The organism is Arthrobacter sp. ISL-30 (genome assembly GCF_018613855.1).
GTDB lineage: Bacteria > Actinomycetota > Actinomycetes > Actinomycetales > Micrococcaceae > Arthrobacter.
Map to the genome: position 1 here is coordinate 32,306 of NZ_JAGGPK010000004.1, position 21,867 is coordinate 54,172.

A 21,867-nucleotide genomic window follows, 5' to 3' on the forward strand; every position below is an offset into this window, starting at 1 on the left:
CATGGCCAGCCTGGCCCCGCTCGCCGTCGTCCTTCCCATCCTCGGCGCCGCCCTCACCTTCGTCCTGATCCGGCACTCGCGCGCCCAGCGTGCCGTCAGCATCGGTCTCCTGGCTCTCACACTTCTCCTGGAGTGCCTGCTGCTGGCCTCGGTCTGGGACGGGGGCACCACCGCCGTGACTATCGGCGGCTGGCTGCCGCCGTGGGGGATCGTCCTCGTGGTGGACCAGTTCTCCTCGCTCATGCTGGTGGTGTCCACTGTTGTGAGCCTGGCCGTCCTGGTGTACGCCACAGGCCAAGGCATGGCCGACGGCGACCAGGACGCGCCGCTGTCCGTCTTCCACCCGACGTACCTGATCCTGGTGGCGGGGGTTTCCAATGCGTTCCTCACCGGCGACCTGTTCAACCTGTACGTGGGCTTCGAGATCCTGCTGACGGCTAGCTACGTGCTCATGACATTGGGAGGAACGGGGCCCCGTATCCGTGCCGGTGTCACGTACGTGGTGGTTTCCGTAGTGTCCTCGGTGCTGTTCCTCATCGCCATTGCCATGATCTACGGCGCCACGGGTACGGTCACGATGGCCGACCTCGCCATCAAGCTGGCCGAACTGGATCCCGGAACGCAGACACTGCTGCATGTCATGCTCCTTGTGGCATTCGGCATCAAGGCGGCCGTGTTCCCGCTGTCCTTCTGGCTTCCCGACTCTTATCCCACCGCGCCTGCACCCGTCACGGCGGTGTTCGCCGGCCTCCTGACAAAAGTGGGCGTCTACGCCATGGTTCGGACGGAGACCCTGCTTTTTCCTGGCGAAAACCTCAACACGCCATTGATGGTGGCGGCCCTGCTGACCATGGTGGTAGGCATCCTGGGCGCCATTGCCCAAAGCGACATCAAGCGACTCCTGTCCTTCACCCTCGTGAGCCACATCGGCTATATGGTGTTTGGCCTGGCGATGTCCTCGATCGCCGGGTTGGGCGCGGCCATGTTCTACGTAGCGCACCACATCACGATCCAGACCAGCCTGTTCCTGGTGACCGGCCTGATCGAGCGCCGCGGCGGCAGTTCATCGATTGACCGCCTCGGTGGCCTCGCCAAGCTGTCGCCGGTCCTGGCGCTGTTGTTCTTCGTGCCCGGCATGAACCTGGCCGGCATCCCGCCGTTCTCGGGCTTCCTCGGCAAGGTCGGGCTCATGCAGGCCGGCGTCAGCCTCGGTACACCCCTGGCCATTGTCCTTGTGGTGGGCGGGGTGGTGACAAGCCTGCTGACGTTGCTGGCGATCGCGAGGGTCTGGAACAGGGCCTTCTGGCGGAAGCCCGAAGACGCCGAATACCCTGATCCCGTGCTGCAGCGCCCGGGTACCGTGGGCATGCTGCCGAGGACCATGGTCGGCTCGACGGCGGGACTGGTGCTTTTCGGCGTCGCCCTCACCGTCTTCGCCGGGCCGCTATTTAGGGTCTCCGACCAGGCCGCCACGGAAATGCTGGACCGCTCGTCGTATATCCAGGCTGTCCTTGGCGACGAGGCTCCCGTGCCGCCCATCCCCAAGACCCTGCCCGCCGAGGCCGTGCAAGATGGCGGCAGCAAATGAGCCGCAAGCCAATTTCCCTGAAGAGAGAGATCCCGCTGCTCGTGTGGCTGGTGGTTGTTTGGGCTGCGTTATGGCAGGATTTCAGCCCCGGAAACCTGCTCTTCGGTGCCCTGATTGCCGTGGTGGTCGCCAGGATCTTCTACCTGCCTCCAGTGGAACTTAGCGGGCGCTTCAACCTCCTGAGGGCGTTTGCGTTCGCTTTCGTGTTCCTGGGAAAGGTAGCGGCCGCCAGCTTCCAGGTCATGTACCTGGCCATTTTCAAAGGACCGCGAGTAACCAATGCCGTGGTGGCCGTGCCGCTACGCAGCCAATCCGATCTGCTCATGACGGCTACGGGGCATGTCATCTCACTGATCCCCGGGTCCCTGGTGGTGGAGGTGGACCGCTCCACGTCCACGCTGTACATCCATGGGCTGAATATCCGCAACAGTGCGGACAGCGACAGGCTGCGGAAAGAAGTCCAGGACACCGAAGCCAGCCTGATCCGAATCATGGGCTCAGCCGAAGAAGTCGAGGCGCTCCGCAACGACCAACGGCAGCTTCGAGAAACCCGGCAGCTTCGAGACGAAACAGGAGAGGCATTGTGAAGGAAACTATCCTCATCGTCACGGCAGTGATCCTCACCCTCGCCGCCGCTGGAGCAATTGTCCGCATCGCCGTCGGGCCTTCACTGCTGGACCGGGTCCTTGCCGCCGACGTCCTCCTGGCGATCCTCGGAGCTGCACTGGCTATCGACATGGCGATGAACCGCCACCTGAACAACCTGATGCTGCTGGTGGCGCTGACGCTGATCGGGTTCATCGGCTCGGTGACGGTGGCCCGCTTCGTGGCAGATCGGAGGCCGAATCCGCATGACAGCTGACGCTTCCGGCTTTGATGCGTTTATTGATGCCCTCACTGCCGTCTTCCTTGTCGCGGGCGCCCTGATGTCGCTGGCCGCTGCCATTGGCCTGCTACGTTTTCCCGACCTCATGAGCCGCATGCATGCTGCCACCAAGCCGCAGGTGCTTGGGCTGTTCCTGGTCCTTGCAGCGATTGGCCTGCAGTTGCGGACGTGGTGGGTGTGGCCCGTGCTGCTCGTGGCGTGGATCTTCCAACTGCTTACTGTGCCGGTCTCCGCCCATATGGTGGGTCGTGCAGGCTACCGCACCAAGCACCTGCAAAAGGAGCTCCTCAGTACCGATGAGCTCGCCGACGTCGTGCGGCGGGCCGCTGCCGAGGAGCAAGCGGAACAGGACGCCCGCGATGCAGCGGGCAGCAAGCGACCATGAGGTCCGGCCGGGCTACATTTGCCCTTCGAGCCTGCGAAGCTGGAGGACCAGCCAGGGGCTGAAGGCGTAAGGTGCCGCGGTCACTGCTTCCCTGAGTGCGGCTGGATCCGTCCACGCCCATTCGGCCACTTCGGAGGCCACGGGGAGGGGATCCTTGTTGGTCACCGCGCGGTACACGGGGCACAGTTCGTTCTCCACGATGCCGGAACTGTCCACGGCCCGGTAACGGAAATCAGGCAGGAGCGGCTCCACCCCTTCAATCCGGAGTCCGAGTTCCTGGCGGGCCCGGCGCACCACTGCGTCTTCAGGCGATTCTCCCGGTGCCGGATGCCCGCAGAAGGAGTTTGTCCACACGCCAGGCCAGGTTTTCTTGGCCAGCGACCTGCGCGTGACCAGTACCAGGCCCGAGGGGGAGTAGACGTGGCAGGAGAACGCCAGGTGCAGCGGAGTGTCTGCGTTGTGGACAGTCGCCTTGGGAGCAGTGCCCAGGTGATGCCCTTCCTCGTCCACGAGCTGCACCAGCTCTGGTGGCTCGGCGATCGGCTGGTCGTTCATGGCTTCCTCGCCTATTCCGCCTAAACGATGTCTTGGGTCTTGGCGAAGCGGGCAATGGCGCGCTGCGTGCCGCGGTTGGCGAGGACCTGGATGATGGTGCTGACCGACGCTGATACCAGCGCGAACGTCAGGGCTGAGCGCAGGCTCGTCGGAGTGTCGTCCTTGCCTGTGGGAGGCTTCCGGCCAGTGGTTTTCTCCCAGACCATGTTGACCACCTTGGTACCGAGTAGGCCTGCGCCAATGCTTACACCGGTTCCGAGCAGCTTGATGAGGAAGTTCACTTCATGACTCCTAACGGGCGACAACAGGTCCGGCCCCAGCCTATCGCCTGCGTTTGAGGAATTCCTGAAGGGCGCCCGCCGCGGCCTTCACCGGAATGATCTCCCGCTCGAGTGACAGCACGGCATCAACGCTTCCGAGCTCGGCGAGTTCACCCAGGAGCACGAACGTGGGCGGCATGAGTTTCAGCGTTTGCGCGGCCTCCTGCTCCAGGATGTCACTCACGGGCATCCATAGCGACGCGGACGCCTCCGTGGTCAGGTGCTGCGGTTCGACGTCTCTATCCGGGACCGCCAGGAAGAAGAAAGTATCGAAGCGTTTCGGTTGATCCGGAGGTGTGATCCAGTTGGCCCAGGGCAGCAGGGAACCGGCCTCCAGTTGGATGCCCGCTTCCTCAAATACCTCGCGCAATGCGGCCGCTATGAGCATTCCCGCGTCTTGTGTCCCTGCCAGGCTGCTCCGCCGCCACGCATGAGCATGGCTTGTCAGCAGTTCCTCCGCATAGTCCCAGCCCCTGCGGTCTATCTCATCAACGCGTCCTCCAGGAAAGACCACCATTTCGGCGGCAAAGTCCATGGTGGAGACCCTGTGCTGGACAAAGACCTCCAGCCCGGCCGCACCGTCCCGCAGCAGGATGACGCTGGCGGCGAGCCTGGGCTTGGCTATCGAGCCGGTTCCGGCGCTGTCGTTCATGGTTGCCCTTCTGCGGTGTCGGATTCTGCCCGATCATTCTCGCAGGTGCTCCGGCCCCCGCGTCCTGGCGGGCCATGGCAGGTGTCGGTCCTGAATGATCAGGCAGGAACCGACGCGAGCCCGGAGCCCGCTGTCGGGTGCCGAGTCATACGCCGTCTTTTCCCTCCCCCGTCGGTGTTGGGCGCGGCCCGAGGTGTAAACTGGACCACGCCCAAAAGGGCAGATTGATAACGACAGGGGAGCGCCGCCGTCGGGCATTTTCGGTACACACCGGCAATGCGCGGAAGGGGCGCTGAGAGTGCGGACAGCCGCAGACCCTCGAACCTGATCCGGCTAGTACCGGCGCAAGGGAGTCGAGTTCTCAGAGTGTACGGAACCGGCGCGGCGGAGGCCGCTCGGAGGCAAGCCGAAGACACTATCCCCTCCTGTTCCTCAGGAGGACAAAATGACTGGAATTTCTGCAAAGCAGACACCGAACAAGGCCGGCTCCAGCTGGCGGGTTGTGGACATCGTTGTGGCTGCGCTCATCGCAATCGCCGGCGGCGTCATCTTCTGGGCCTGGTCCCAGGGCGCCAACCTCATCTCCGCTCCGGCCAACGCCGTCTACCCGCCGCTCACCGGGCTGTATGCCGGCGGCTGGATGATCCCGGCCGTGCTGGGCATGCTGATCATCCGCAAGCCGGGAGCTGCGCTGTTCTGCGAAACAGTTGCCGCCACCGGGGAGCTCATCATGGGCTCGCAGTACGGCACCACGGTGCTCATTTCCGGCCTGGTGCAGGGCTTGGGCGCGGAACTCGTCTTCGCGGCCTACCGCTACAAGAAGTTCAATCTGTCGGCGGCCCTGCTGGCCGGCGCGGGTGCCGGATTGTTCTGTGGCCTGAACGACTCCTTCGCACCGTGGGGCTGGAACATCGCCTACGGAGCCGGTGACAAGCTCGCCTACATCATCTTCTGCGCCATCTCGGGAGCCATCATTGCAGGCGCACTGTCCTGGATCGCCACCCGTGGCCTGGCCAAGACCGGCGTGCTGAGCTCGTTCGCCTCACGCAAGGCGGACACGGAGCCTGCCTTCTCCTGATGCCTGCCTCCGACGCCGGCGTTCGTCCGGCCACTGTTCTCGCCCGGGGATGGGGCTGGCGACATGCCGGACGTGCCACCCCCGCCGTCCATGGCCTCGACCTGGACATCGAGCCGGGTGAACGCGTGCTCCTGCTGGGGCCCTCGGGGGCGGGCAAGTCCACGCTCCTGCATGCCCTCGCGGGAGTGCTCGGGGACGGCGTGGCAGGAGACGGGAGTGAGGACGACGCCGACGAGACCGGCGTCCTGCATCTTGACGGCGGTGCGCCGCGCGGACAGCGGGGACGCGCAGGGCTCATGCAGCAGGATCCGGAAACGCAGGTGGTCCTCTCCCGGCTCGGCGACGACGTCGCCTTCGGCGCGGAAAACCTCGCGGTCCCCCGGGATGAGATCTGGCGGCGCGTGCATGAGGCGCTGGACGACGTCGGACTGGCGCACCTGCCGCTGGACCACCCGACGTCGGCCCTCTCCGGCGGGCAGAAACAGCGCCTTGCCATGGCCGGGATCCTGGCCATGCGGCCCGGGCTCATCCTCCTGGACGAGCCCACCGCGAACCTGGATCCTGCCGGTGTCCTGGAGGTCCGCGACGCCGTCGGCCGTTGCCTGGACAAGACCGGCGCCACCCTGGTGGTAGTGGAACACCGGGTGTCTGTGTGGAAGGACCTGGTGGACCGGATCGTGGTCCTGCGGCCGGGCAACGCCAAAGATCCCGCCGTGCTGCTGGACGGCCCGCCGGACCTTGTCCTGGAACAGGCGCGGGACATGCTCACCGCTGCCGGGGTCTGGGTGCCGGGCTACGTACCGGCCACTCGGGCACGTATCGCCGGCGACCAAGCAGCCCTCGAGAATGCCGCCGTCGACAGAGCGGATATCGGAGGGCCCGCCCAGCTCCTGCTCGCAGCCGAGGGCCTCGCGGTGTCCCGCGAGCGGCCCCGCCGGCGTGGCTTCAAAACTATCCCGCCTGCACCGGTGCAGCTCGGCATTACTGCCCAGGTCCGCGCCGGCCAGGCCCTGACCATTACCGGCCCCAACGGCGCCGGTAAATCAACCTTTGCCCTAACGCTTGCCGGGCTGCTCCAGCCGGTTGAGGGGCATGTCTCGGCCACGCTGGAGCTCAGTGAGGGCGCCGGAATCGACCCCTTCAAATGGAAGGCCGAACAGCTCATTGCCCGCATCGGTACGGTTTTCCAGGAGCCGGAGCACCAGTTCGTCACCGGGCGAGTGCTGGACGAGCTCATGTTCGGGCCACGCCATCTGGGCCACGGCGGTGAACGTGTAGACGAGCTGTTGGAGCGGCTGCGCCTGACCCATCTGGTTGAGGCCAACCCCTACACCCTCTCCGGCGGCGAGAAACGGCGACTATCCGTGGCGACGGTCCTGGCCGCCCATCCTCGGGTGCTGGTCCTGGACGAGCCCACCTTCGGCCAGGACGCCACTACCTGGGCCGAACTGGCCTCGTTCCTCTCGGAACTGCTCGACGCCGGAACCGCGGTTGTCTCGGTGACCCACGACGAGGAATTCACTGCCGTGCTGGGCGGCTCGGAGCTTCGACTGGGCCCCGCCTCGCAAAGCGGCACACGGCAGGAGGCCGGTGCCGCATGAGGAACGTCTTGAGCATTCGTGGGAACGAAGCCCTGCTGACCCGCGCCAATCCGCTGGCCAAGTTCGCCGCCGTCGTCCTCATCACCCTGGTCCTGGCTCTGTCCATCGACTGGGTGTCCGCCTCCACGGCCCTGCTGGGTGAACTGGCGCTGTTCCCCCTGGCGGGGCTCAGCCTGCGGCTGCTGTGGCAGCGCGGCTGGCCCCTCATCATCGCGGCAGCCTTGGGCGGCTGGAGCACGTCCATCCTCTCCGCGGACAGCGGCAGGATACTGCTCGACGCGGGGATCTGGTCCATCAGCGAAGGCTCGCTTCAGCTGGGGCTCGGGTTTATGTTGCGCGGCCTGGCGATCGCGTTGCCGGCGATCCTCCTGATGAGCTGCACGGACCCAACAGACCTTGCTGACGCGCTGGCCCAGAAGGCGAAACTGCCCCACCGTTTCGTGTTGGGGACCCTCGCGGCGATGCGGCTCGTGGGCCTTATGGCGGAAGAATGGCAGACCATCGGTATGGCACGGCGGGCCCGAGGTGTCGGCTCCCGGGGGACTCCGTCGCAGCGGTTCCGGGCGATGCTTGGCCAGAGCTTCGGACTCCTGGTGCAGGCCATCCGCAGGGCATCGCGGCTTGCCGTCACGATGGAAGCACGAGGCTTCGGCGGCTCCGAGCGGACCTGGGCACGCGAATCAAGCTATAGTCTGCTCGACGCATGGGTGCTGCTGGGAGGCGTGCTACTCGCTGGCGCGGCGGCGCTGGCGGCCCAGTGGGCAGGAACCTGGAACTTCGTCTGGTGAGGGCGTCCTTCGAGGGCGTCCTTCGAAAGGTCAGCGGTTCTTGAATGCAGCAATCTTTTCGAAGCGTTCGCGGGTCAGGAAAGCCAGTTGCGCTTCCTTCTCCGCAAGCTGGATGACGGGCCCTAGCTCGAAGCACGTGGTTTCGAGCCGGCGCACGGCTTTGCTGTTGCGGGCATCCGGCTCCACGATTATCCGATCGATAGCCGGGTCCGTGAACAGGAAGCGGATGAGGGCAGACACCAGGCGCGGAGTGAAATCCGGGGCTGGTTGTTTAGCTGGCGCCAGCAACAGGTGCATGCCGACGTCTTCCACTCGGGCTGGATAAGCTTCGCCCACGGGGTCGTGGAGCGGCTCGTACGTCTGGAACAAGGCCTTCGGTTCGCCATCCAACAGGACCAGGAACGCATGATGGGTTTCCAGCGGATCCAGGAAATGGTAGACCTCAAGCACGTCTTTCCGGCTGTACTCCGTCATTCCCCAGAACCGGGCACGCTCCTCCTTGACCCAGGCGTACACCAGGTCCAGGTCCTCGTCGGGGACCAGGGGGACGATCCGCAGCTGTTCCGTGCCTAGCTGCTCGGTGTAGACCGTTGGCCGGGCGTCGTAGGTGGCAAGGGTGGATGGCGGCTGGGTCATTGGGTCTCCTTGGAAGAAACAGGTTCAAGGCTAAGAAGGCTCCAGTCGGTAACGACGGGAATGAGGTCCCCGGTCGCCCACAATGGCAGTTGGTCGGCGAAGTGCGGGCTCGACGGCGTGTCGGCGGCCCCAAAGGGGACTATCCATCGGCTGTCCTGGCCGTCGGACAGGTCCCACACATAGCGGGCCACCGGCCCCCGGAAGCTGCGGTCCTCGACGCCGGGAAGGCTCTCCGTGGAAAGCACGCAGCCGGTGTCTCCGGACAGGGGAGTAACGGGAATGGCTGCGGCAAGGTCTCCCGGAAGCTCGTGAACAGGGAGCAACGTGTGCCGATTCCCCCACGGTTGTGAGACGGGCGGGCCAAGGTCCAGGGCCGGCTCCGCAGTATGTTCGGATTCGGATGCCGTCGCTTCCAGCGCCGCGGCCACCTCTAAGCCGACGTCGATCCCCAGCTCATGTCCCCTCGACAGGAGAGTCTCAAGCGCGAAGCCTACCCGCGACGCTACTGAGAGCCACGGGCCAAAGAGTGGGGAGCGGTGATGGGGTTCGGCAAGCGGCTTCAGCTCGGCATGTCCGGCAATTTGCTGCACAAGCGTTGAACGCCAGCGAGCAAAGTCCCCCGCTTCGACACTATCTGCATCCATCCGGCCATCCCAGCCCAGGATGCGGGAGCGCAACTGGCGGGCTTCCTCGCTCAGCAACTCGGGCTGGAGCTGGGCCAGCACCCGGTGGAAAACCAGCAGAGAGCCGAGGAGCGTGTCCGAGTGGATGGCCTGCATGTCCTCGACCGTCAGCAGCTTCGCCGCGGGGGCTGCGTTTGCCAATTCCGCTCCCTTGGTCGGATGCCGGGAGACCAGGGGCGCCGGGTCCCCCAGGAGCTGACTGATCCGGCGGGCGCGGTGTGACGGCGCGAACTCCAGAGCCACCTCGTCGCCGCCGCCCGCCGCACGGTCGTTGGCGCTTACGGCAAAACGGCTCACGTCAGTGTGGGGGAGCGGTACAAACCCACCACTCCACTGATGCTTGGGGGACCAGGCAGGACCGGGAGCTTCCTGTTGTCCGGATGACGCTGGGGTACCAGGCCGGCCAGGAAATGCCGCACGGCGCCTTGCCGATCAGCGGCCACCACGCTGTTCACCGGCTCCACCCAGCGTCCGAGGGCCTGCTCGACGTCGTCCACGTTCCGGCTGCGCAACAGGGGCAGCAGGGCCTCGAATCATGGCGTTGGTGATGGCCCACGTCGCGTGGCCAGTGTGGCCGAAATGCGGCAGCCCGGGGACGCCCGGAAAGGCGAAGCCGACGACGTCGAACTCGGGGCAGGAGAGGCGAACCTGCTGATAGGTGCCGGGTAGTTCCAGGAGGCGGTGGGGGTCGCCCGCGATCAGCGGAGATTCCTGTGGCGGTGCACGAGCCGTGGACGGCCCAGGCGTTGCTGCCAGACCACACCGGAGCTTCGATGCTGAAGAGTTCCACTGCCGTAGTTCCCAACGACCGGGCCACATGGGCACGAAACAGCTTGTTCGGGAAAGTTGAGAAGAGAATGTGCTGGACCAGGAAGACGCCCAGCGAAGTCCAAGGGTTCCAGGGTGAGGGGCGGTTTCCGTGAGTTCAAACTCCCGCCCGATTCGGTGGCCCGCGGCCAAGGCGTCGTTGATGCCGTCCACGTAACGTCGGCACCAAAGCTGTGTTTCGCCGTCGAGGTTTTCGAAGCATTTACGGGCGGTGTCTTCAAGCTGTGCGCGTCGGGCGAAGCGGTCCCACTCCACGCCGTCCTGGCCCAGGTGTTCCGCCGTACGGCCCTCTGCTCGCCAGCGTTCCAGTTCGATCTGCCAGGAGCGGTCAATGCCCGCGTTCCAGCCTTGGAGGTAGGCAAGATGGGCGGTGGAGTCCGCCCTGAGAGGGGGATTCCCCATGAGTCGCGATAGGTGCCGGCAGGCAGCGAGTCCATTTGCGGCGCAGGCGTCATGATTTTTGCGGACTCTCTTGACTTAGGTAAGGCTTACTTAAGCAACGATAGGACGCTGGCGTGGGAACTGCCAAAAAGTGTCGAACGGTGAAGGGTCAGGCGTCCAAGGAGTGGCATGATGGGCACAGGACTGAGAGAGAAGTATCGCATGACGTGGGTACTGCCTGAAGATTCTTCCGAGTCCTGCGTGCCTTAGCGACGAAATAGCTCATTTATGATATTTTTTTCTTATGACGCAGCCCACCGCCGAACATGTAGGTAATCTTCTCCGCGACGCACGCGGTGAGAAGGGCTGGACCCAGGGACAGCTGGCTTCTGAACTTGGCACCAGCCAAAGTGCCATAGCCCGGATGGAACAGGGGAAGCAGAACCTCAGCCTCAGGATGATCGAACGGCTCGAGTCGATCTTCGGGCGGACCATCGTCAAAGTCGGCAAGCCGCAAATGACCCACCTGCGCGTCGAAGGCGGACGCAGGCTTGCGGGCGCTGTGGACGTGAACAGCAGCAAGAACGCGGGCGTTGCCCTTTTGTGCGCCAGCCTTATCAACCGCGGCACGACAACGCTGCGTCGCCTGGCACGAATCGAGGAGGTCAACAGGATCGTCGAGGTCCTGACCTCCATCGGCGTCGAATGCACCTGGCTGAACGGAAACGACCTGCGCATCAGGCGTCCGGAAGTGCTGGACCTGGACTCCATGGACGTGGAGGCAGCCCGGCGTACCCGCAGCGTCATCATGCTCCTGGGCCCGCTTCTGGATGAGAGCAACGAGTACCGGCTTCCCTACGCCGGAGGCTGCGACCTGGGCACCCGTACCGTTGAACCGCACATGCAGGCCCTGCGACAGTTCGGTTTGTCGGTGGAAGCCACGTCCGGCTTCTACCAAGTCCAGGCGCCGCCGATCGACGCCGAGGACCGATCTTTCGTGCTGACCGAGCGAGGCGACACCGTCACGGAAAATGCCATCATGGCCGCGGCGCACAGGCCGGGCACCACGGTGATCCGCAACGCGAGCCCCAACTACATGGTCCAGGACCTCTGCTTCTACCTGCAGGGTCTCGGGGTCGAGATTGACGGCATCGGAACCACCACCCTGAGGATCACCGGGAGGCCCGGCATCGACGTCGACATCGAGTATTTCCCTTCCGAGGACCCCATCGAGGCAATGAGCCTTATCACGGCCGGAATCGTGACCCATTCTGAGGTGACCATCCGTCGCGTCCCCATCGAGTTCATGGAAATCGAGCTCGCCATGCTGGAACAGATGGGGCAGCAGCTGGTTGTGAGCGGCGAATACATGGCCCGCAACGGGAAGACGCGGCTCGTGGACGTAACCACTAAGCCCTCCCGGCTCACGGCCGCCAAGGACAAGATCCACCCCATGCCCTTCCCAGGGCTGAACATCGATAACTTGCCGTTCTTCGCTGTCATCGCCAGCTGCGCCAAGGGCCAGACCATGATTCACGATTGGGTGTATGAGAACCGCGCTATTTATCTCACGGAGCTGAACAAGCTCGGCGGGCAGATCCAGCTCCTTGACCCCCATCGGATCTACGTCAACGGTCCCACCAAGTGGCGTGCCGCCGAGGTGGGCTGCCCTCCGGCACTGCGTCCCGCCGCCTGCATCCTGCTGGCCATGCTGGCCGCCCGCGGCGTCTCCGAGCTGCGCAATATCTATGTGATCGAGCGCGGCTATGAAGACCTGGCCGAGCGGCTCAACACGATCGGCGCGAGGATCGAGTACTTCCAGGACTAGGAGGGGCCCGCGGATTCTGGGTGCGCGCGGCGGATTCTGCCTGATCATTCCTGCCTGACGCTCCTTCCGCCGCGGATTGCAGGCGTTGCGCCTGGTTCCCCGGCCTTCCCCGCGGAATGATCGCGCAGAATCCGACGCCAGGAAGGCCCAAACTACCCACCCCCACAAAACGAGACCGCGCCGGACAATGCCTGTAGACACGCCTGTAGAGCAGAATGGTTGCATGCGGACCTTTGGGGTTGAGGAAGAGCTTCTGATCGTGGATCCGGAGAGCGGTGAGCCGCTGGCGCTCGCCCAGGCGCTGCTGTCTGCCCAACCTGGAGCCAACGCCCACGAACAGATCACCCCGGCACCGGGGGATGCCACTCCGTCAGGATCCGAAACAGGCCTCAGCCATGAGCTCAAACTCGAGCAGATCGAGACGCAGACGCGGCCGTGCACTTTCCATGGCGAGCTGCTGCACCAGATTCGGCTGGCTCGCTCCATTGCCGACAATGCCGCCCGCCAACACGGCGCCCGGATTGCGGCCTTGGCTACGTCGCCCCTGGACGCCACCACCCACATGACGCCAGACCCCCGGTACGCGGCAATGATGGAACGGTTTGGCCTGACGGTCCACGAACAGCTCACGTGCGGCCTACACGTCCATACCTTCATCGAGTCTCCCGAGGAAGGCGTGGCGATCATCGACCGAATCAGGGACAAGCTCTCAGTCCTGACAGCCATCAGCGCGAACTCGCCATACTGGCACGGTGTGGAGACCGGCTTCGAAAGCTATCGGACACAGGCATGGAACCGCTGGCCCACTGCCGGACCGTCTGCCGTCTTCGGCTCGCACATTTCCTACAGGCGGGTTATCACCCGGCTCCTTGACACCGGCGTGCCCTTGGATGAGGGCATGATCTACTTCGACGCGCGGCTCTCCCGACACCACCCCACTGTTGAGATACGGGTGGCCGATGTCTGCCTGCGGGCCGAGGATTCTGCGCTCATCGCAGTACTAGTCAGGGCGCTCGTGGAAACGACGGTCAGGGAGTGGCATGCAGGCATCGAGCCCGCGCCCGTGCCCACATCGTTGCTGAGGATGGCGTCGTGGCAGGCGAGCAACTTCGGCCTGCGCGGTGAGCTGCTGGACTTCGGAAACTTCCGGCCGGAACCTGCTGCGGATGTAGTCTGGGCGCTGGTGGACTACGTGGAGCCCGTGCTCGCCGAACAGGACGAACTGGAGATCGTTCGGAGCGGGATCAAGGCGCTGCTGGAGCGCGGAACGGGCGCGGCTGAGCAACGTGAGGCCGCCGCACGCGCGCTGGCGGTCGATCCCGCACGTACCGATGGCGGACTGGCAGCCGTCGTCGAACACGCCGTGCGGATGACTGTCCGCGGCGCCGACGACGAACTGGACACCAAACCGCAGCCGGTACTGACTTGGGTGAGGCAGAACTGGCCGGAACCCGAGATCCTGCAGGAACCGTAGGGCCGAATCCGCAGCAGGGTCGTCGTCCGGGACAGTGAGCTAGATCTGCTTCAGGGCCTTTTCAAGGTCACGGATGAGATCGTCCACGTCTTCCAGTCCCACCGACAGCCGCACCACGCCGTCGCTCAGGCCGATCGCTGCGCGCCCTTCCGGACCCATGGCGCGGTGCGTCGTGGTTGCCGGGTGGGTGATGAGGGACTTGGAGTCGCCCAGGTTGTTCGAAATGTCGATCACTGACAGTGCATCCAACAGGGCGAAAGCCGCGTCCTTGGCCGTCAAATCACCGGACGGGGAGAGTTCGAACGTCAGCACCGTGCCGCCGGCCTTCATCTGCTTCGCGGCGAGCTCGTACTGCGGATGCGACTTCAGCAGCGGGTACTTGACCCAGTTGATCGCGGGCTGCTCCTCAAGCCATTCGGCGATCCGCAGGGCCGATGCCGAGGAGTGGTTGACGCGCAGTCCCATGGTTTCCAGGCCCTTGGTCAACACCCAGGCGTTGAAGGCCGAGAGCGAGGGACCGGTGTGCCGCATGAGCTGCTTCACAGGGCCGTCAATGAATTCTTTCGTGCCGAGAATGGCGCCGCCCAGGACGCGTCCCTGGCCGTCGATGTGCTTGGTGCCGGAGTAGACGATCACGTCCGCGCCGAGTTCACCGCAGCGCTGCAGCAGAGGAGTGGCAAAGACGTTGTCGACGACGACGGTGGCGCCGGCTGCGTGCGCCAGTTCGCTCACGGTCGCAATGTCCACGATTTCCTGCATCGGGTTCGACGGCGATTCGAAGAACACTGCCGTGGTGGGCACAGACAGCGCGGAGCGCCACTGCTCGAGGTCCGGCCCGTCCACGAAGACCGTCTCCACGCCCCAACGGGGGAGGATTTCATTAAGGATCACAAAGCAGGAGCCGAACAGTGACCGGGCCGCTACTACGCGGTCTCCGGCGGCCAGCAACGCGCCGAGCGCTGTGAAGACGGCGGACATACCCGAGGCCGTGGCGAAGCACGCCTCCGTGCCCTCAAGCAGGCGAAGCCGCTCCTGGAAAGTGGCGACGGAAGGATTGCCGTAGCGGGAGTAGACGAATCGTTCGTCCTCTCCGGTGAAGGCACGTTCCGCAGCGGCGGCGGATTCGTAGACAAAGCCGGAGTTCAGGAACACCGCCTCGGAGGTTTCCTGGAAGTTGGTGCGGTCAAGGCCGCCGCGGACGGCCTGGGTGTCAGGGCTCCAGCCAGCGGCGTCGGGATTGAAGGTCACTTAATTCTTCCCCAGGTTCGTCGGCAGTCCGCGGTTCTTCCAGCCATTCAGCGTGCGCTCGCCGTAGCGGTCCGGATCGCCCTCGAAGCCTTCCAGGACGTTGTACGCGGTGTAGCCGGCCTGTGTTGCAGCGATCGCGGCCGAGATGGAGCGCTGGCCGGAACGGCACAGGAACACGAGTTCAACGTCTTTGTCCTCGGGTGCCTGCTGCTTCAGTTGTTCCAGGAATGAAGGGTTGGGAAAGCCGCCGGCGAGGGACCACTGGATGAACAGGGGATCGTTTTCCGTGGCCTTGGTGTCGGGAATGCCGATGTGCGCCCACTCGCCCTCGGTGCGGACGTCCACCAGGATAGCGCCCTGTTCCAGCTTGGCCCAGGCGTCGTGCGGGGTGAGGTCTCCTGCGTAGCTCATGCGTGACCCTCGAAGGCTGCCTCGGCGTCCTCGTCGCCTTCCAACAGGTCAACTGCAGTGGCGACGGCGGCGTCGGCGCTGGCAATCGCGGACGGCAGGACTACCGCCTGCGCAACAATCACGTCGGTGCCATTGAACGTGGCGGCCGGACTGCCGTGCAGTACATAACCCTCGGCGAGGGCAGTGGAGATCCGCTCGCAGAAATCACGGGTATCAGGGCCCGTGACCAGACGGTATGCGAGTTTTTCTTCGGTGGGTTCAGGCATTGACGGTGCTCCTCAGTCACGCTTGCAGTACGAATATGTCGATACGCCGAGTAGTCACCTGAGGCACCCCGCCGCAAAAGAGGGTTGCCGACCAGCAAGTCAGGGCTTGGCGCTGGTGCTCATTACTCAGGGAAAAACGTAACACTGACGACGGCGGCCCGCACCGCCGCCGTCGTCATGTTCCGTAACGGGTGGTGGCGTGAGGCTCTGCCGAGGAACCTAAGCAGCCAGCAGCGCAGGCAATAGGGGGGTGAAGATGCAGACGAGCACAGTGAGTACAAGGGAGCGGATCAGCGCCAGACGGCGCTCCTGCACCACTGCTGTGCTGGCGAAAGAGAACGGAGGCACATTCCGGGATTCGTACGCTTCGACGTGGGCGGAGCGGTCAGTCGGGCTATCGGCAGTCGGCATGAATCGCTCCAAGTGCCGCATGCCGTCATAGTGTCCAAGCATGGCTTCCAGGGGTTTCTCCCGGGCGTACGACATCGCTGTCCAGGCCGGCTTCTACCCGCGACGCAATGACCGCTTTTTCTTGTCCTGTAGCTTCCATGGCCCGTTACATTTATTCCGTCCCCGAAGGCCGGGGATTTGGTCGCTGGACCTGGTATGACTTTCTTGCCCTGTCACTGATGATCCGGGGGGTGTTGTCGCCAGGTTCGGAGACACGCGTTGACTGCTGATAGGGACACGGCCGGCTCCTTCCGCGGGGGCCAGGTCTCTTTGTAACGTGGGTGCCAGCATCGGGTGTCGTGACTGCGGCCAGAAGTGGTGCAAAGGAGCGCCGGATGGAAGAAGGTTACGAGGTCTACTGCGGGCTTGATGTTGGCAAGTCCGAGCACCACGCCGCGGCGTTGAACGCCTCCGGTGAGCGGGTTTTCGACAAGCCGTTGCCGCAGGACGAGGCTCGGCTGCGCGAGCTTTTCACGGGCCTGCAGCAGCACGGCCGGGTGCTTGTGATCGTGGACCAGCCCAACACCATCGGTGCGCTGCCGATAGCCGTGGCACGGGACAGCGGCTGCACCGTTGCCTACCTGCCGGGCCTGGCGATGCGCAAAGCCGCTGACCTGTACCCGGGAAAGTCCAAGACGGACGCGCGGGATGCGTTCATCATCGCCGAGACGGCACGGGCGATGCCGCACACGCTTCGCTCGGTTGACCGGGACAGCGAGGTGCTCGCGGCGCTGAAGGTCCTCTCCGGATTCGACGCGGACCTGACCCATGAGTGCACCAGGGCGATCAACCGTTTGCGGTCCCTGCTGCTGCAGATTTTCCCCGCCCTGGAGCGTGTCTTCCCGGGAACGGTGCTGACCCGGTCCCTGGTCCTGGAGCTGTTCATCAAGTACGCCGGGCCGACCGGGCTGCGGGTTGCCGGGCCGGTCCAACGTACTGCGCTGGGCCAGGAACCACAGCCGGAAGGACCCGGTGAACCTGGTCGACGCGATCTTCACGGCACTGGGCGAGCAGACGGTCACCGTGATCGGCACCGAAGCCGTCGAACTGGTCATCCCCCGCATCGCCGCGCAAATCAAGGAACTCAAACACCAACGAGCCATCGTGGCCGAAGAAGTCAAAAAGCTCCTCGATGACTTCCCTCTTTCCCGGGTCTTGATGTCCATGCCGGGAGTAGGCATCAAGACCGCAGCGACGATACTCCTGACCATCGGCGATGCCGGCACCTTCACCTCCGCCGGGCACCTCGCAGCCTACGCAGGCATCGCCCCGGTAACACGACGCTCCGGCACCTCGATCCGCGGTGAATTCCCCGCACGCTCGGGCAACAAACAGCTCAAGAACGCCCTGTTCAGATCCGCCTGGATCGCCAGCTGCCACCACCCGGCCTCAAAGGCCTACTACCAAAAGAAACGGGCCCAGGGAAAGAAGCACAACGCCGCCGTCATCTGCCTCGCCCGACGCCGCTGCGACGTCATCTACTCAATGCTCAAACACGGCACCTTCTATGAAGAACAACCCGCCCAGGCCGCTTGACCAAAAGCATAGGGACACCCCCCAAGTAATGCCGGCAGTTTCGTGCGACGTTACTGGCAGAAGGGTCTCGGCGAAAGGCCCCAACCGGAGGATAATCAGGCCCATGCTGCACTTCGGTTGGTTCGTGGGGCACGGGTTCGGCGTCCAGGGCTGGGGAACCCCCGGCTACGGCCTGGGCTACGACTGGAAGAAGCCAGCGCTTTACCAGGATGCCGTACGCGCTTTTGAACAATGCGGCCTGGACCTGTTCATCATCGAAGACTCCCTCACCGTCCCGGACACTTATGGCGGCACGGCGCAGGTGTCCTTGGCCCACGCCTCGTTCGCCCCGAAGCATGATCCACTGGCACTGGTGCCATACCTGCTCTCTGTGACTGAGCACCTCGGAATCGTGCCCACGGTGAGTGCATCGTTCTACCCGCCTTTCACCGCGGCCCGGCTGCTGGCCACCCTGCAGCATTTCTCCAACGGCCAGCTCGGCTGGAACGTCGTGACGTCCGGAAGTGACCTTGCCGCACAGAACTATGGACTGGACCAGCAGATCGAGCACGACCTGCGCTATGAAAAGGCTGAGGAATTCGTCGACGTCGTCCGTCGGCTCTGGCGCAGCTGGGAACCGGACGCGGTGGTGGAGGACGTCGACGCGGGCGTGTTCGCTGATCACGCCAAGGTGCATGCCATCCATCATGAGGGCGAGTTCTTCAAGGTGCGCGGACCCCTCAACACGGCGCCCCTGCCGGAGGAGCCCGTGCTGGTCCAGGCAGGTGCCTCCCCTCGCGGAAAGGCCTTCGCGGGTGGCCACGCCGACGTCGCCATCGCCCTGGCGAGAGGCGCCGAAGGCATGAAGGCTTACCGCGATTCCATTCGGAACGAAGCCGTGAAGGCTGGCAGGGACCCCGACGCCGTCAAGGTACTGTTTGTCTTCAAGCCCACCATTGCGGGTTCCAAGGCCGAGGCGGAGGATCTGCGGGCGCAGCGCAAGGAACTGAGCCAGCGGGACATCGACGCCCAACTGAATTCCATGTCCTACCTGTCCGTGATCGACTTCAAGCAGTTCGACCTCGACGCACCCCTGCCGGAACTCACAACCAACTCCAACCGAGGGACACTCGAGCATTTCACCAAGGCCGCCCCGCCCGGCTCCACGCTTCGCCAGATCCTGCAGGCCCGCAGCGGCGGCGCCGGTGACAGCATCATCGGAACTGTTGAAGAGATCGCCGACTATCTTGAGGACATAGGAGCGAAAGTGGGAGGGGACGGATTCCTTTTCTCCGGGTTCGTGGATCCCGTGACCGTCCACGGTGTCCTGGATCGCCTCACCCCTGTGCTCCGTCGTCGTGCCTTGTTGAGGAGCAGTTACGGCGACGGCGGCTTCCGCCAAAACCTCCTGGGCTTCTAGCCATGACACACACAGACATCGCACACGCACACCCAGCACACTCACACTCAATACACGCAGGGTACTCATTCCGGGGACGCCGGGATCATGCCCATCTATCGGGGGTCTTCCTGATCGACAACTCCCACATCCATGCCCGCCACGTAGCCGAGGCCGCCTTCAATCCCGCTGTGAGGATTGAGCTCAGCGCCGAGGCGATCGAGCTGATTGGACTCTCGCGGGATGTTGTGGATCAGGCCATCGTGTCCGGCCGGAAGATCTACGGCCTCAATACGCTCCTCGGTTCCGGGCGTGACACGGTTGTGGAGGACGAGTCGATCCTGACGCACCAGATCCAGGTTGTCCGCTATCACGACAGCGGCGTGGGGGAGTACCTCAGCCCCACCGAGGTTCGGGCGTTAATCCTGGCCAGGCTCATCGGCTTCAGCCGCGGCGGCTCCGGCGTTCGAACGCAGACGGCCCGGCTCTACCAGGAACTGCTGAACCGCGGCGTCTGCCCCGCTGTTCCGCGCGAGGGCTCGGTGGGGTCCTCAGACCTCACCCAGCTTGCCGCCGTCGCGGCCGTCGCTATTGGTGAGGGTTATGTGCTGCGCGGGGACGTGCTGGTTCCCGGAGCGCAGGCGCTCGCCGATGCCGGACTGGAACCGCTGCACCTGGACGCCGGCGAAGCCTTGGCGATGATCAGCGCCAACTCCTACTCCATCGGTTCAGGAGCTCTCGTGCTGGGACGACTGCTCCGCCTCGCCGAACTCGCCGACGTCGCACTCGCGCTGTCGCTGGAGGCAACAGCCAGGTACGACGGCGGCGGGAACCTGAGCCCGTTCTCGCCCGTGATCCAGGCGGCGAAGGCCATCGACGGGCAGAGGCGTTCCGCCGCAACGGTCCGATGGTTGCTTCGCGGTGGGTGGCTTGAAGACGCCCGCTCCGAGGTCTCCACCCAGGACCCGCTGTCCTTCCGCGCCGCGCCGCAGACCCATGGCGCGTTCCGGGAGCAGCTTTCAGCCTTGGAGGCCGCCTTGGAGGTGGAACTCAACGGCCGGGGGGACAACCCGCTCTGCGACGTTGAATCCGCGCTCATGGTGTCCGGCGGCAACTTCCAACCGATGCAGTTGGCCCTGGCGTTCGAAACCACACGGATCGCCCTGGCCCATGTGGGCATTGCCAGTGAGCGGCGAATCGCGAAGCTCTACCCGCCCCAGCGGACCATCCGCCAGCGCAACCTTGAAGCCGCGCGGCAACCGGGACTGGAGACGCAGCCGAGGCCGCAGGGGCAGGCTGGCACCGACATACAGCCGGGGCCTCGCGGAGAGGCTAGCCCGGGGCTGGCAGTGGAGGATCTGCCAGGGCTGCTTTGGTACTCCGCGGCGGGGCTGCTCGCGGAACTGAAGGCGCTCGCCGCCCCGGCGACGCTCGGCGCGCCCACCCTCTCGGCCGACGTCGAGGACCACTCCACGATGGCGCCGCTTGCCCTCCAGCAACTGGAACGCTCGGTAGCGGCCGCCGAGAAGCTGCTCACCATCGAGGCGCTGACCGCGGCGTACCTGGTCCTTGAAACCGGGGACGCCACAGCCAGGGATACTGCCGCCGCCACCCCCGCAAGGGAGACGCCTGCAGGGGATCAACCCGCTGCCACGGGGGCCCGGGAAACTGTCGCCGGCGACCGGCGACCCCTCGGCAAGGGGACCGGGGCCGTCGTCGGACATTTGGCGGACGTCCTGGCCCAGCGCCTTCCCGCTGCTGCCCTGGTTCAGCGCGCCCGCGGGGAATTGCGGGTGCTGCTGGACACCTTGGATTTGGAAGAAGGGGAGGAAACTCAGTGACTACGGTGGCCCCCAAGCACGGCGCCCACCGGTCGTCGTCGCCTGCCATTCCCCTGGACAATTCCGTGCTGGAGAAGGTGGGAAACACTCCGCTGGTACTGCTTGAGCATCTCAGCCGCGGGTTGGGCAGCAGTATCCATATCAAGCTGGAATCGGAGAATCCGGGTGGCTCCATCAAGGACCGGACGGCGCTGAGCATGGTGCGGGCCGCCGAACGCTCGGGCGACCTCAAACCCGGCGCGACCATCGTGGAGAGCACGTCCGGGAACACCGGGATCGGCCTGGCCTTGATAGGAACGCTGACCGGCCATCCGGTCGTGGTGATCACGGCCGACACCATTTCCGAAGAGAAGCTCGCCGTGCTGCATAACTACGGAGCCCGGGTAATCCTCACGGACTGGAACGCGCCGTCGGAATCTCCTGAAAACGCGCGGGCGGTCGCGGCAAGGATCACGGCGGACATCCCAGGCGCCTGGCGTCCAATGCAGTTCGATAACCCTGCCAACCCCGCCGCACACTATGAAGGCACAGGGCCGGAAATCTGGCGCCAGACGAACGGGCGGGTGACCCATTTTGTGGCCGGCATCGGTACCGGCGGCACCATTAGCGGCAACGGCAGGTACCTCAAGGAGCAAGTGGCCAGGGAACGTCCGGGAGGGCATCTGGAAGTTGTGGGCGCAGATCCTTCCGGATCCGTCTACAGCGGCGGGCATCCCGGCGAGATCCTGGTGGACGGCGTGGGCAACAACTGGCCCGAAGAGTATTGGCCCAGGATCTTCGACCGCAGCGTCGTGGATCGCTTCCTGCGAATTCCCAACGATGAGGCGTACACCTCCGTTCATCGGCTGCTGAACGAGGAAGGCTTGGCGCTGGGACCGTCGTCGGGACTGGCAGTGGCCGCAGCCATCAGGGTGGCGCTGGCGGCGCCGCATGGTTCAGTGGTGGTGGCGATAGCGCCCGACGCCGGCACGAACTACCTCAGCAAAGCCTTCAATCCGGCATGGCTCGCCAGGAACAGGATCAGGATCGCGGGCGAGGAGGAATGAGGCTGGGC

21 protein-coding genes, 2 pseudogenes and 2 riboswitches are annotated in these 21,867 nt (G+C 64.7%); of the genes and pseudogenes, 13 read left to right on the top strand and 10 right to left on the bottom strand.

What is annotated here, in order from left to right; genetic code table 11:
- Window position 1 precedes the first annotated feature (1 nt).
- Genes J7E82_RS01525 through mnhG form a run of 4 tightly spaced genes read left to right on the top strand, consistent with a single transcriptional unit; the run spans window position 2 to window position 2,859 of the window.
- Window positions 2–1,588, top strand: coding sequence for a Na+/H+ antiporter subunit D (locus J7E82_RS01525; protein WP_214859716.1), 1,587 nt, complete (start codon window positions 2–4; stop codon window positions 1,586–1,588).
- Window positions 1,585–2,175, top strand: coding sequence for a Na+/H+ antiporter subunit E (locus J7E82_RS01530; RefSeq protein ID WP_214859677.1), 591 nt, complete (start codon window positions 1,585–1,587; stop codon window positions 2,173–2,175). Before J7E82_RS01525 ends, J7E82_RS01530 begins: the two co-directional genes overlap by 4 nt.
- Window positions 2,172–2,450 (top strand): monovalent cation/H+ antiporter complex subunit F, encoded by a 279-nt coding sequence (locus tag J7E82_RS01535; protein ID WP_214859679.1) that lies wholly within the window; start codon window positions 2,172–2,174, stop codon window positions 2,448–2,450. The genes J7E82_RS01530 and J7E82_RS01535 overlap by 4 nt, the downstream gene beginning before the upstream one ends.
- A complete protein-coding gene (mnhG, locus tag J7E82_RS01540; RefSeq protein WP_214859680.1) occupies window positions 2,440–2,859 on the top strand; it encodes a monovalent cation/H(+) antiporter subunit G in 420 nt (139 codons plus the stop codon). The genes J7E82_RS01535 and mnhG overlap by 11 nt, the downstream gene beginning before the upstream one ends.
- A 12-nt stretch (window positions 2,860–2,871) precedes the next feature.
- Here the strand turns inward: mnhG and idi are convergent, their stop codons facing one another.
- From idi to J7E82_RS01555, 3 genes are read right to left on the bottom strand one after another with little or no spacing between them, the layout of a single operon-like run.
- Entirely contained in the window at window positions 2,872–3,414 is a 543-nt protein-coding gene (gene idi, locus J7E82_RS01545) for an isopentenyl-diphosphate Delta-isomerase (RefSeq protein WP_214859681.1), read from the bottom strand.
- 20 nt (window positions 3,415–3,434) lie between these two features.
- Window positions 3,435–3,695, bottom strand: a complete 261-nt coding sequence (locus tag J7E82_RS01550) for a DUF4235 domain-containing protein (protein WP_214859682.1) — start codon at window positions 3,693–3,695, stop codon at window positions 3,435–3,437.
- 40 nt (window positions 3,696–3,735) lie between these two features.
- A complete protein-coding gene (locus J7E82_RS01555; RefSeq protein WP_214859683.1) occupies window positions 3,736–4,386 on the bottom strand; it encodes an NUDIX hydrolase in 651 nt (216 codons plus the stop codon).
- 225 nt (window positions 4,387–4,611) lie between these two features.
- Window positions 4,612–4,755, top strand: a riboswitch (TPP riboswitch).
- A gap of 76 nt (window positions 4,756–4,831) precedes the next feature.
- Here J7E82_RS01555 and J7E82_RS01560 point away from each other — a divergent pair.
- Genes J7E82_RS01560 through J7E82_RS01570 form a run of 3 tightly spaced genes read left to right on the top strand, consistent with a single transcriptional unit; the run spans window position 4,832 to window position 7,853 of the window.
- Complete coding sequence (locus J7E82_RS01560) at window positions 4,832–5,464, top strand: ECF transporter S component (protein ID WP_214859684.1); 633 nt, start codon at window positions 4,832–4,834, stop codon at window positions 5,462–5,464.
- Window positions 5,464–7,065 (top strand): ABC transporter ATP-binding protein, encoded by a 1,602-nt coding sequence (locus J7E82_RS01565; protein WP_214859685.1) that lies wholly within the window; start codon window positions 5,464–5,466, stop codon window positions 7,063–7,065. The genes J7E82_RS01560 and J7E82_RS01565 overlap by 1 nt, the downstream gene beginning before the upstream one ends.
- Window positions 7,062–7,853: an energy-coupling factor transporter transmembrane protein EcfT gene (locus tag J7E82_RS01570; protein WP_214859686.1), complete on the top strand. Its 792-nt coding sequence runs from the start codon at window positions 7,062–7,064 to the stop codon at window positions 7,851–7,853. Before J7E82_RS01565 ends, J7E82_RS01570 begins: the two co-directional genes overlap by 4 nt.
- 30 nt (window positions 7,854–7,883) lie before the next feature.
- Here the strand turns inward: J7E82_RS01570 and J7E82_RS01575 are convergent, their stop codons facing one another.
- The 3 genes and pseudogenes from J7E82_RS01575 to J7E82_RS20450 all read right to left on the bottom strand — a co-directional run bounded on the left by J7E82_RS01575 (window position 7,884) and on the right by J7E82_RS20450 (window position 10,402).
- A complete protein-coding gene (locus J7E82_RS01575) occupies window positions 7,884–8,489 on the bottom strand; it encodes a GNAT family N-acetyltransferase (protein WP_214859688.1) in 606 nt (201 codons plus the stop codon).
- Window positions 8,486–9,669: pseudogene (locus tag J7E82_RS20440) on the bottom strand (penicillin acylase family protein). The gene J7E82_RS01575 and the pseudogene J7E82_RS20440 overlap by 4 nt, the downstream one beginning before the upstream one ends.
- Window positions 9,605–10,402, bottom strand: a complete 798-nt coding sequence (locus tag J7E82_RS20450) for a penicillin acylase family protein (protein WP_251041308.1) — start codon at window positions 10,400–10,402, stop codon at window positions 9,605–9,607. The pseudogene J7E82_RS20440 and the gene J7E82_RS20450 overlap by 65 nt, the downstream one beginning before the upstream one ends.
- 283 nt (window positions 10,403–10,685) lie before the next feature.
- Between J7E82_RS20450 and J7E82_RS01585 the strand changes: the two genes are divergently transcribed.
- The gene (locus J7E82_RS01585) at window positions 10,686–12,209 is read left to right on the top strand and encodes a UDP-N-acetylglucosamine 1-carboxyvinyltransferase (protein WP_214859690.1); all 1,524 of its coding nucleotides are present in this window, start codon (window positions 10,686–10,688) and stop codon (window positions 12,207–12,209) included.
- A 223-nt stretch (window positions 12,210–12,432) separates the two neighbouring features.
- Complete coding sequence (locus tag J7E82_RS01590; protein ID WP_214859691.1) at window positions 12,433–13,683, top strand: glutamate--cysteine ligase; 1,251 nt, start codon at window positions 12,433–12,435, stop codon at window positions 13,681–13,683.
- Between the two features lie 39 nt (window positions 13,684–13,722).
- Here the strand turns inward: J7E82_RS01590 and J7E82_RS01595 are convergent, their stop codons facing one another.
- The 4 genes from J7E82_RS01595 to J7E82_RS01610 all read right to left on the bottom strand — a co-directional run bounded on the left by J7E82_RS01595 (window position 13,723) and on the right by J7E82_RS01610 (window position 16,019).
- Complete coding sequence (locus tag J7E82_RS01595) at window positions 13,723–14,931, bottom strand: O-succinylhomoserine sulfhydrylase (protein ID WP_214859692.1); 1,209 nt, start codon at window positions 14,929–14,931, stop codon at window positions 13,723–13,725.
- Complete coding sequence (locus tag J7E82_RS01600) at window positions 14,932–15,342, bottom strand: rhodanese-like domain-containing protein (RefSeq protein WP_214859693.1); 411 nt, start codon at window positions 15,340–15,342, stop codon at window positions 14,932–14,934.
- On the bottom strand, window positions 15,339–15,608 hold the full coding sequence (locus J7E82_RS01605; RefSeq protein ID WP_214859694.1) for a DUF1737 domain-containing protein: 270 nt from the start codon (window positions 15,606–15,608) through the stop codon (window positions 15,339–15,341). The genes J7E82_RS01600 and J7E82_RS01605 overlap by 4 nt, the downstream gene beginning before the upstream one ends.
- Window positions 15,609–15,621: 13 nt before the next feature.
- A riboswitch (SAM riboswitch) is annotated at window positions 15,622–15,735 on the bottom strand.
- A 92-nt stretch (window positions 15,736–15,827) separates the two neighbouring features.
- Window positions 15,828–16,019 carry a hypothetical protein gene (locus J7E82_RS01610; RefSeq protein WP_214859695.1) on the bottom strand — a complete coding sequence of 64 codons (192 nt, stop codon included), beginning with the start codon at window positions 16,017–16,019 and terminating at the stop codon, window positions 15,828–15,830.
- A 374-nt stretch (window positions 16,020–16,393) separates the two neighbouring features.
- On the opposite strand from J7E82_RS01610, the pseudogene J7E82_RS01615 reads away from it, so the two are divergent.
- The 4 genes and pseudogenes from J7E82_RS01615 (at window position 16,394) to J7E82_RS01630 (ending at window position 21,859) form a co-directional block, all read left to right on the top strand.
- Window positions 16,394–17,594 (top strand): annotated as a pseudogene (locus J7E82_RS01615) (IS110 family transposase).
- 103 nt (window positions 17,595–17,697) lie between these two features.
- Window positions 17,698–18,993, top strand: a complete 1,296-nt coding sequence (locus J7E82_RS01620) for an NtaA/DmoA family FMN-dependent monooxygenase (protein ID WP_214859696.1) — start codon at window positions 17,698–17,700, stop codon at window positions 18,991–18,993.
- A 2-nt stretch (window positions 18,994–18,995) separates the two neighbouring features.
- Window positions 18,996–20,813 (top strand): aromatic amino acid ammonia-lyase, encoded by a 1,818-nt coding sequence (locus J7E82_RS01625; protein ID WP_214859698.1) that lies wholly within the window; start codon window positions 18,996–18,998, stop codon window positions 20,811–20,813.
- A gap of 5 nt (window positions 20,814–20,818) precedes the next feature.
- Window positions 20,819–21,859 carry a cysteine synthase family protein gene (locus tag J7E82_RS01630; protein ID WP_308113536.1) on the top strand — a complete coding sequence of 347 codons (1,041 nt, stop codon included), beginning with the start codon at window positions 20,819–20,821 and terminating at the stop codon, window positions 21,857–21,859.
- Window positions 21,860–21,867: the final 8 nt, after the last annotated feature.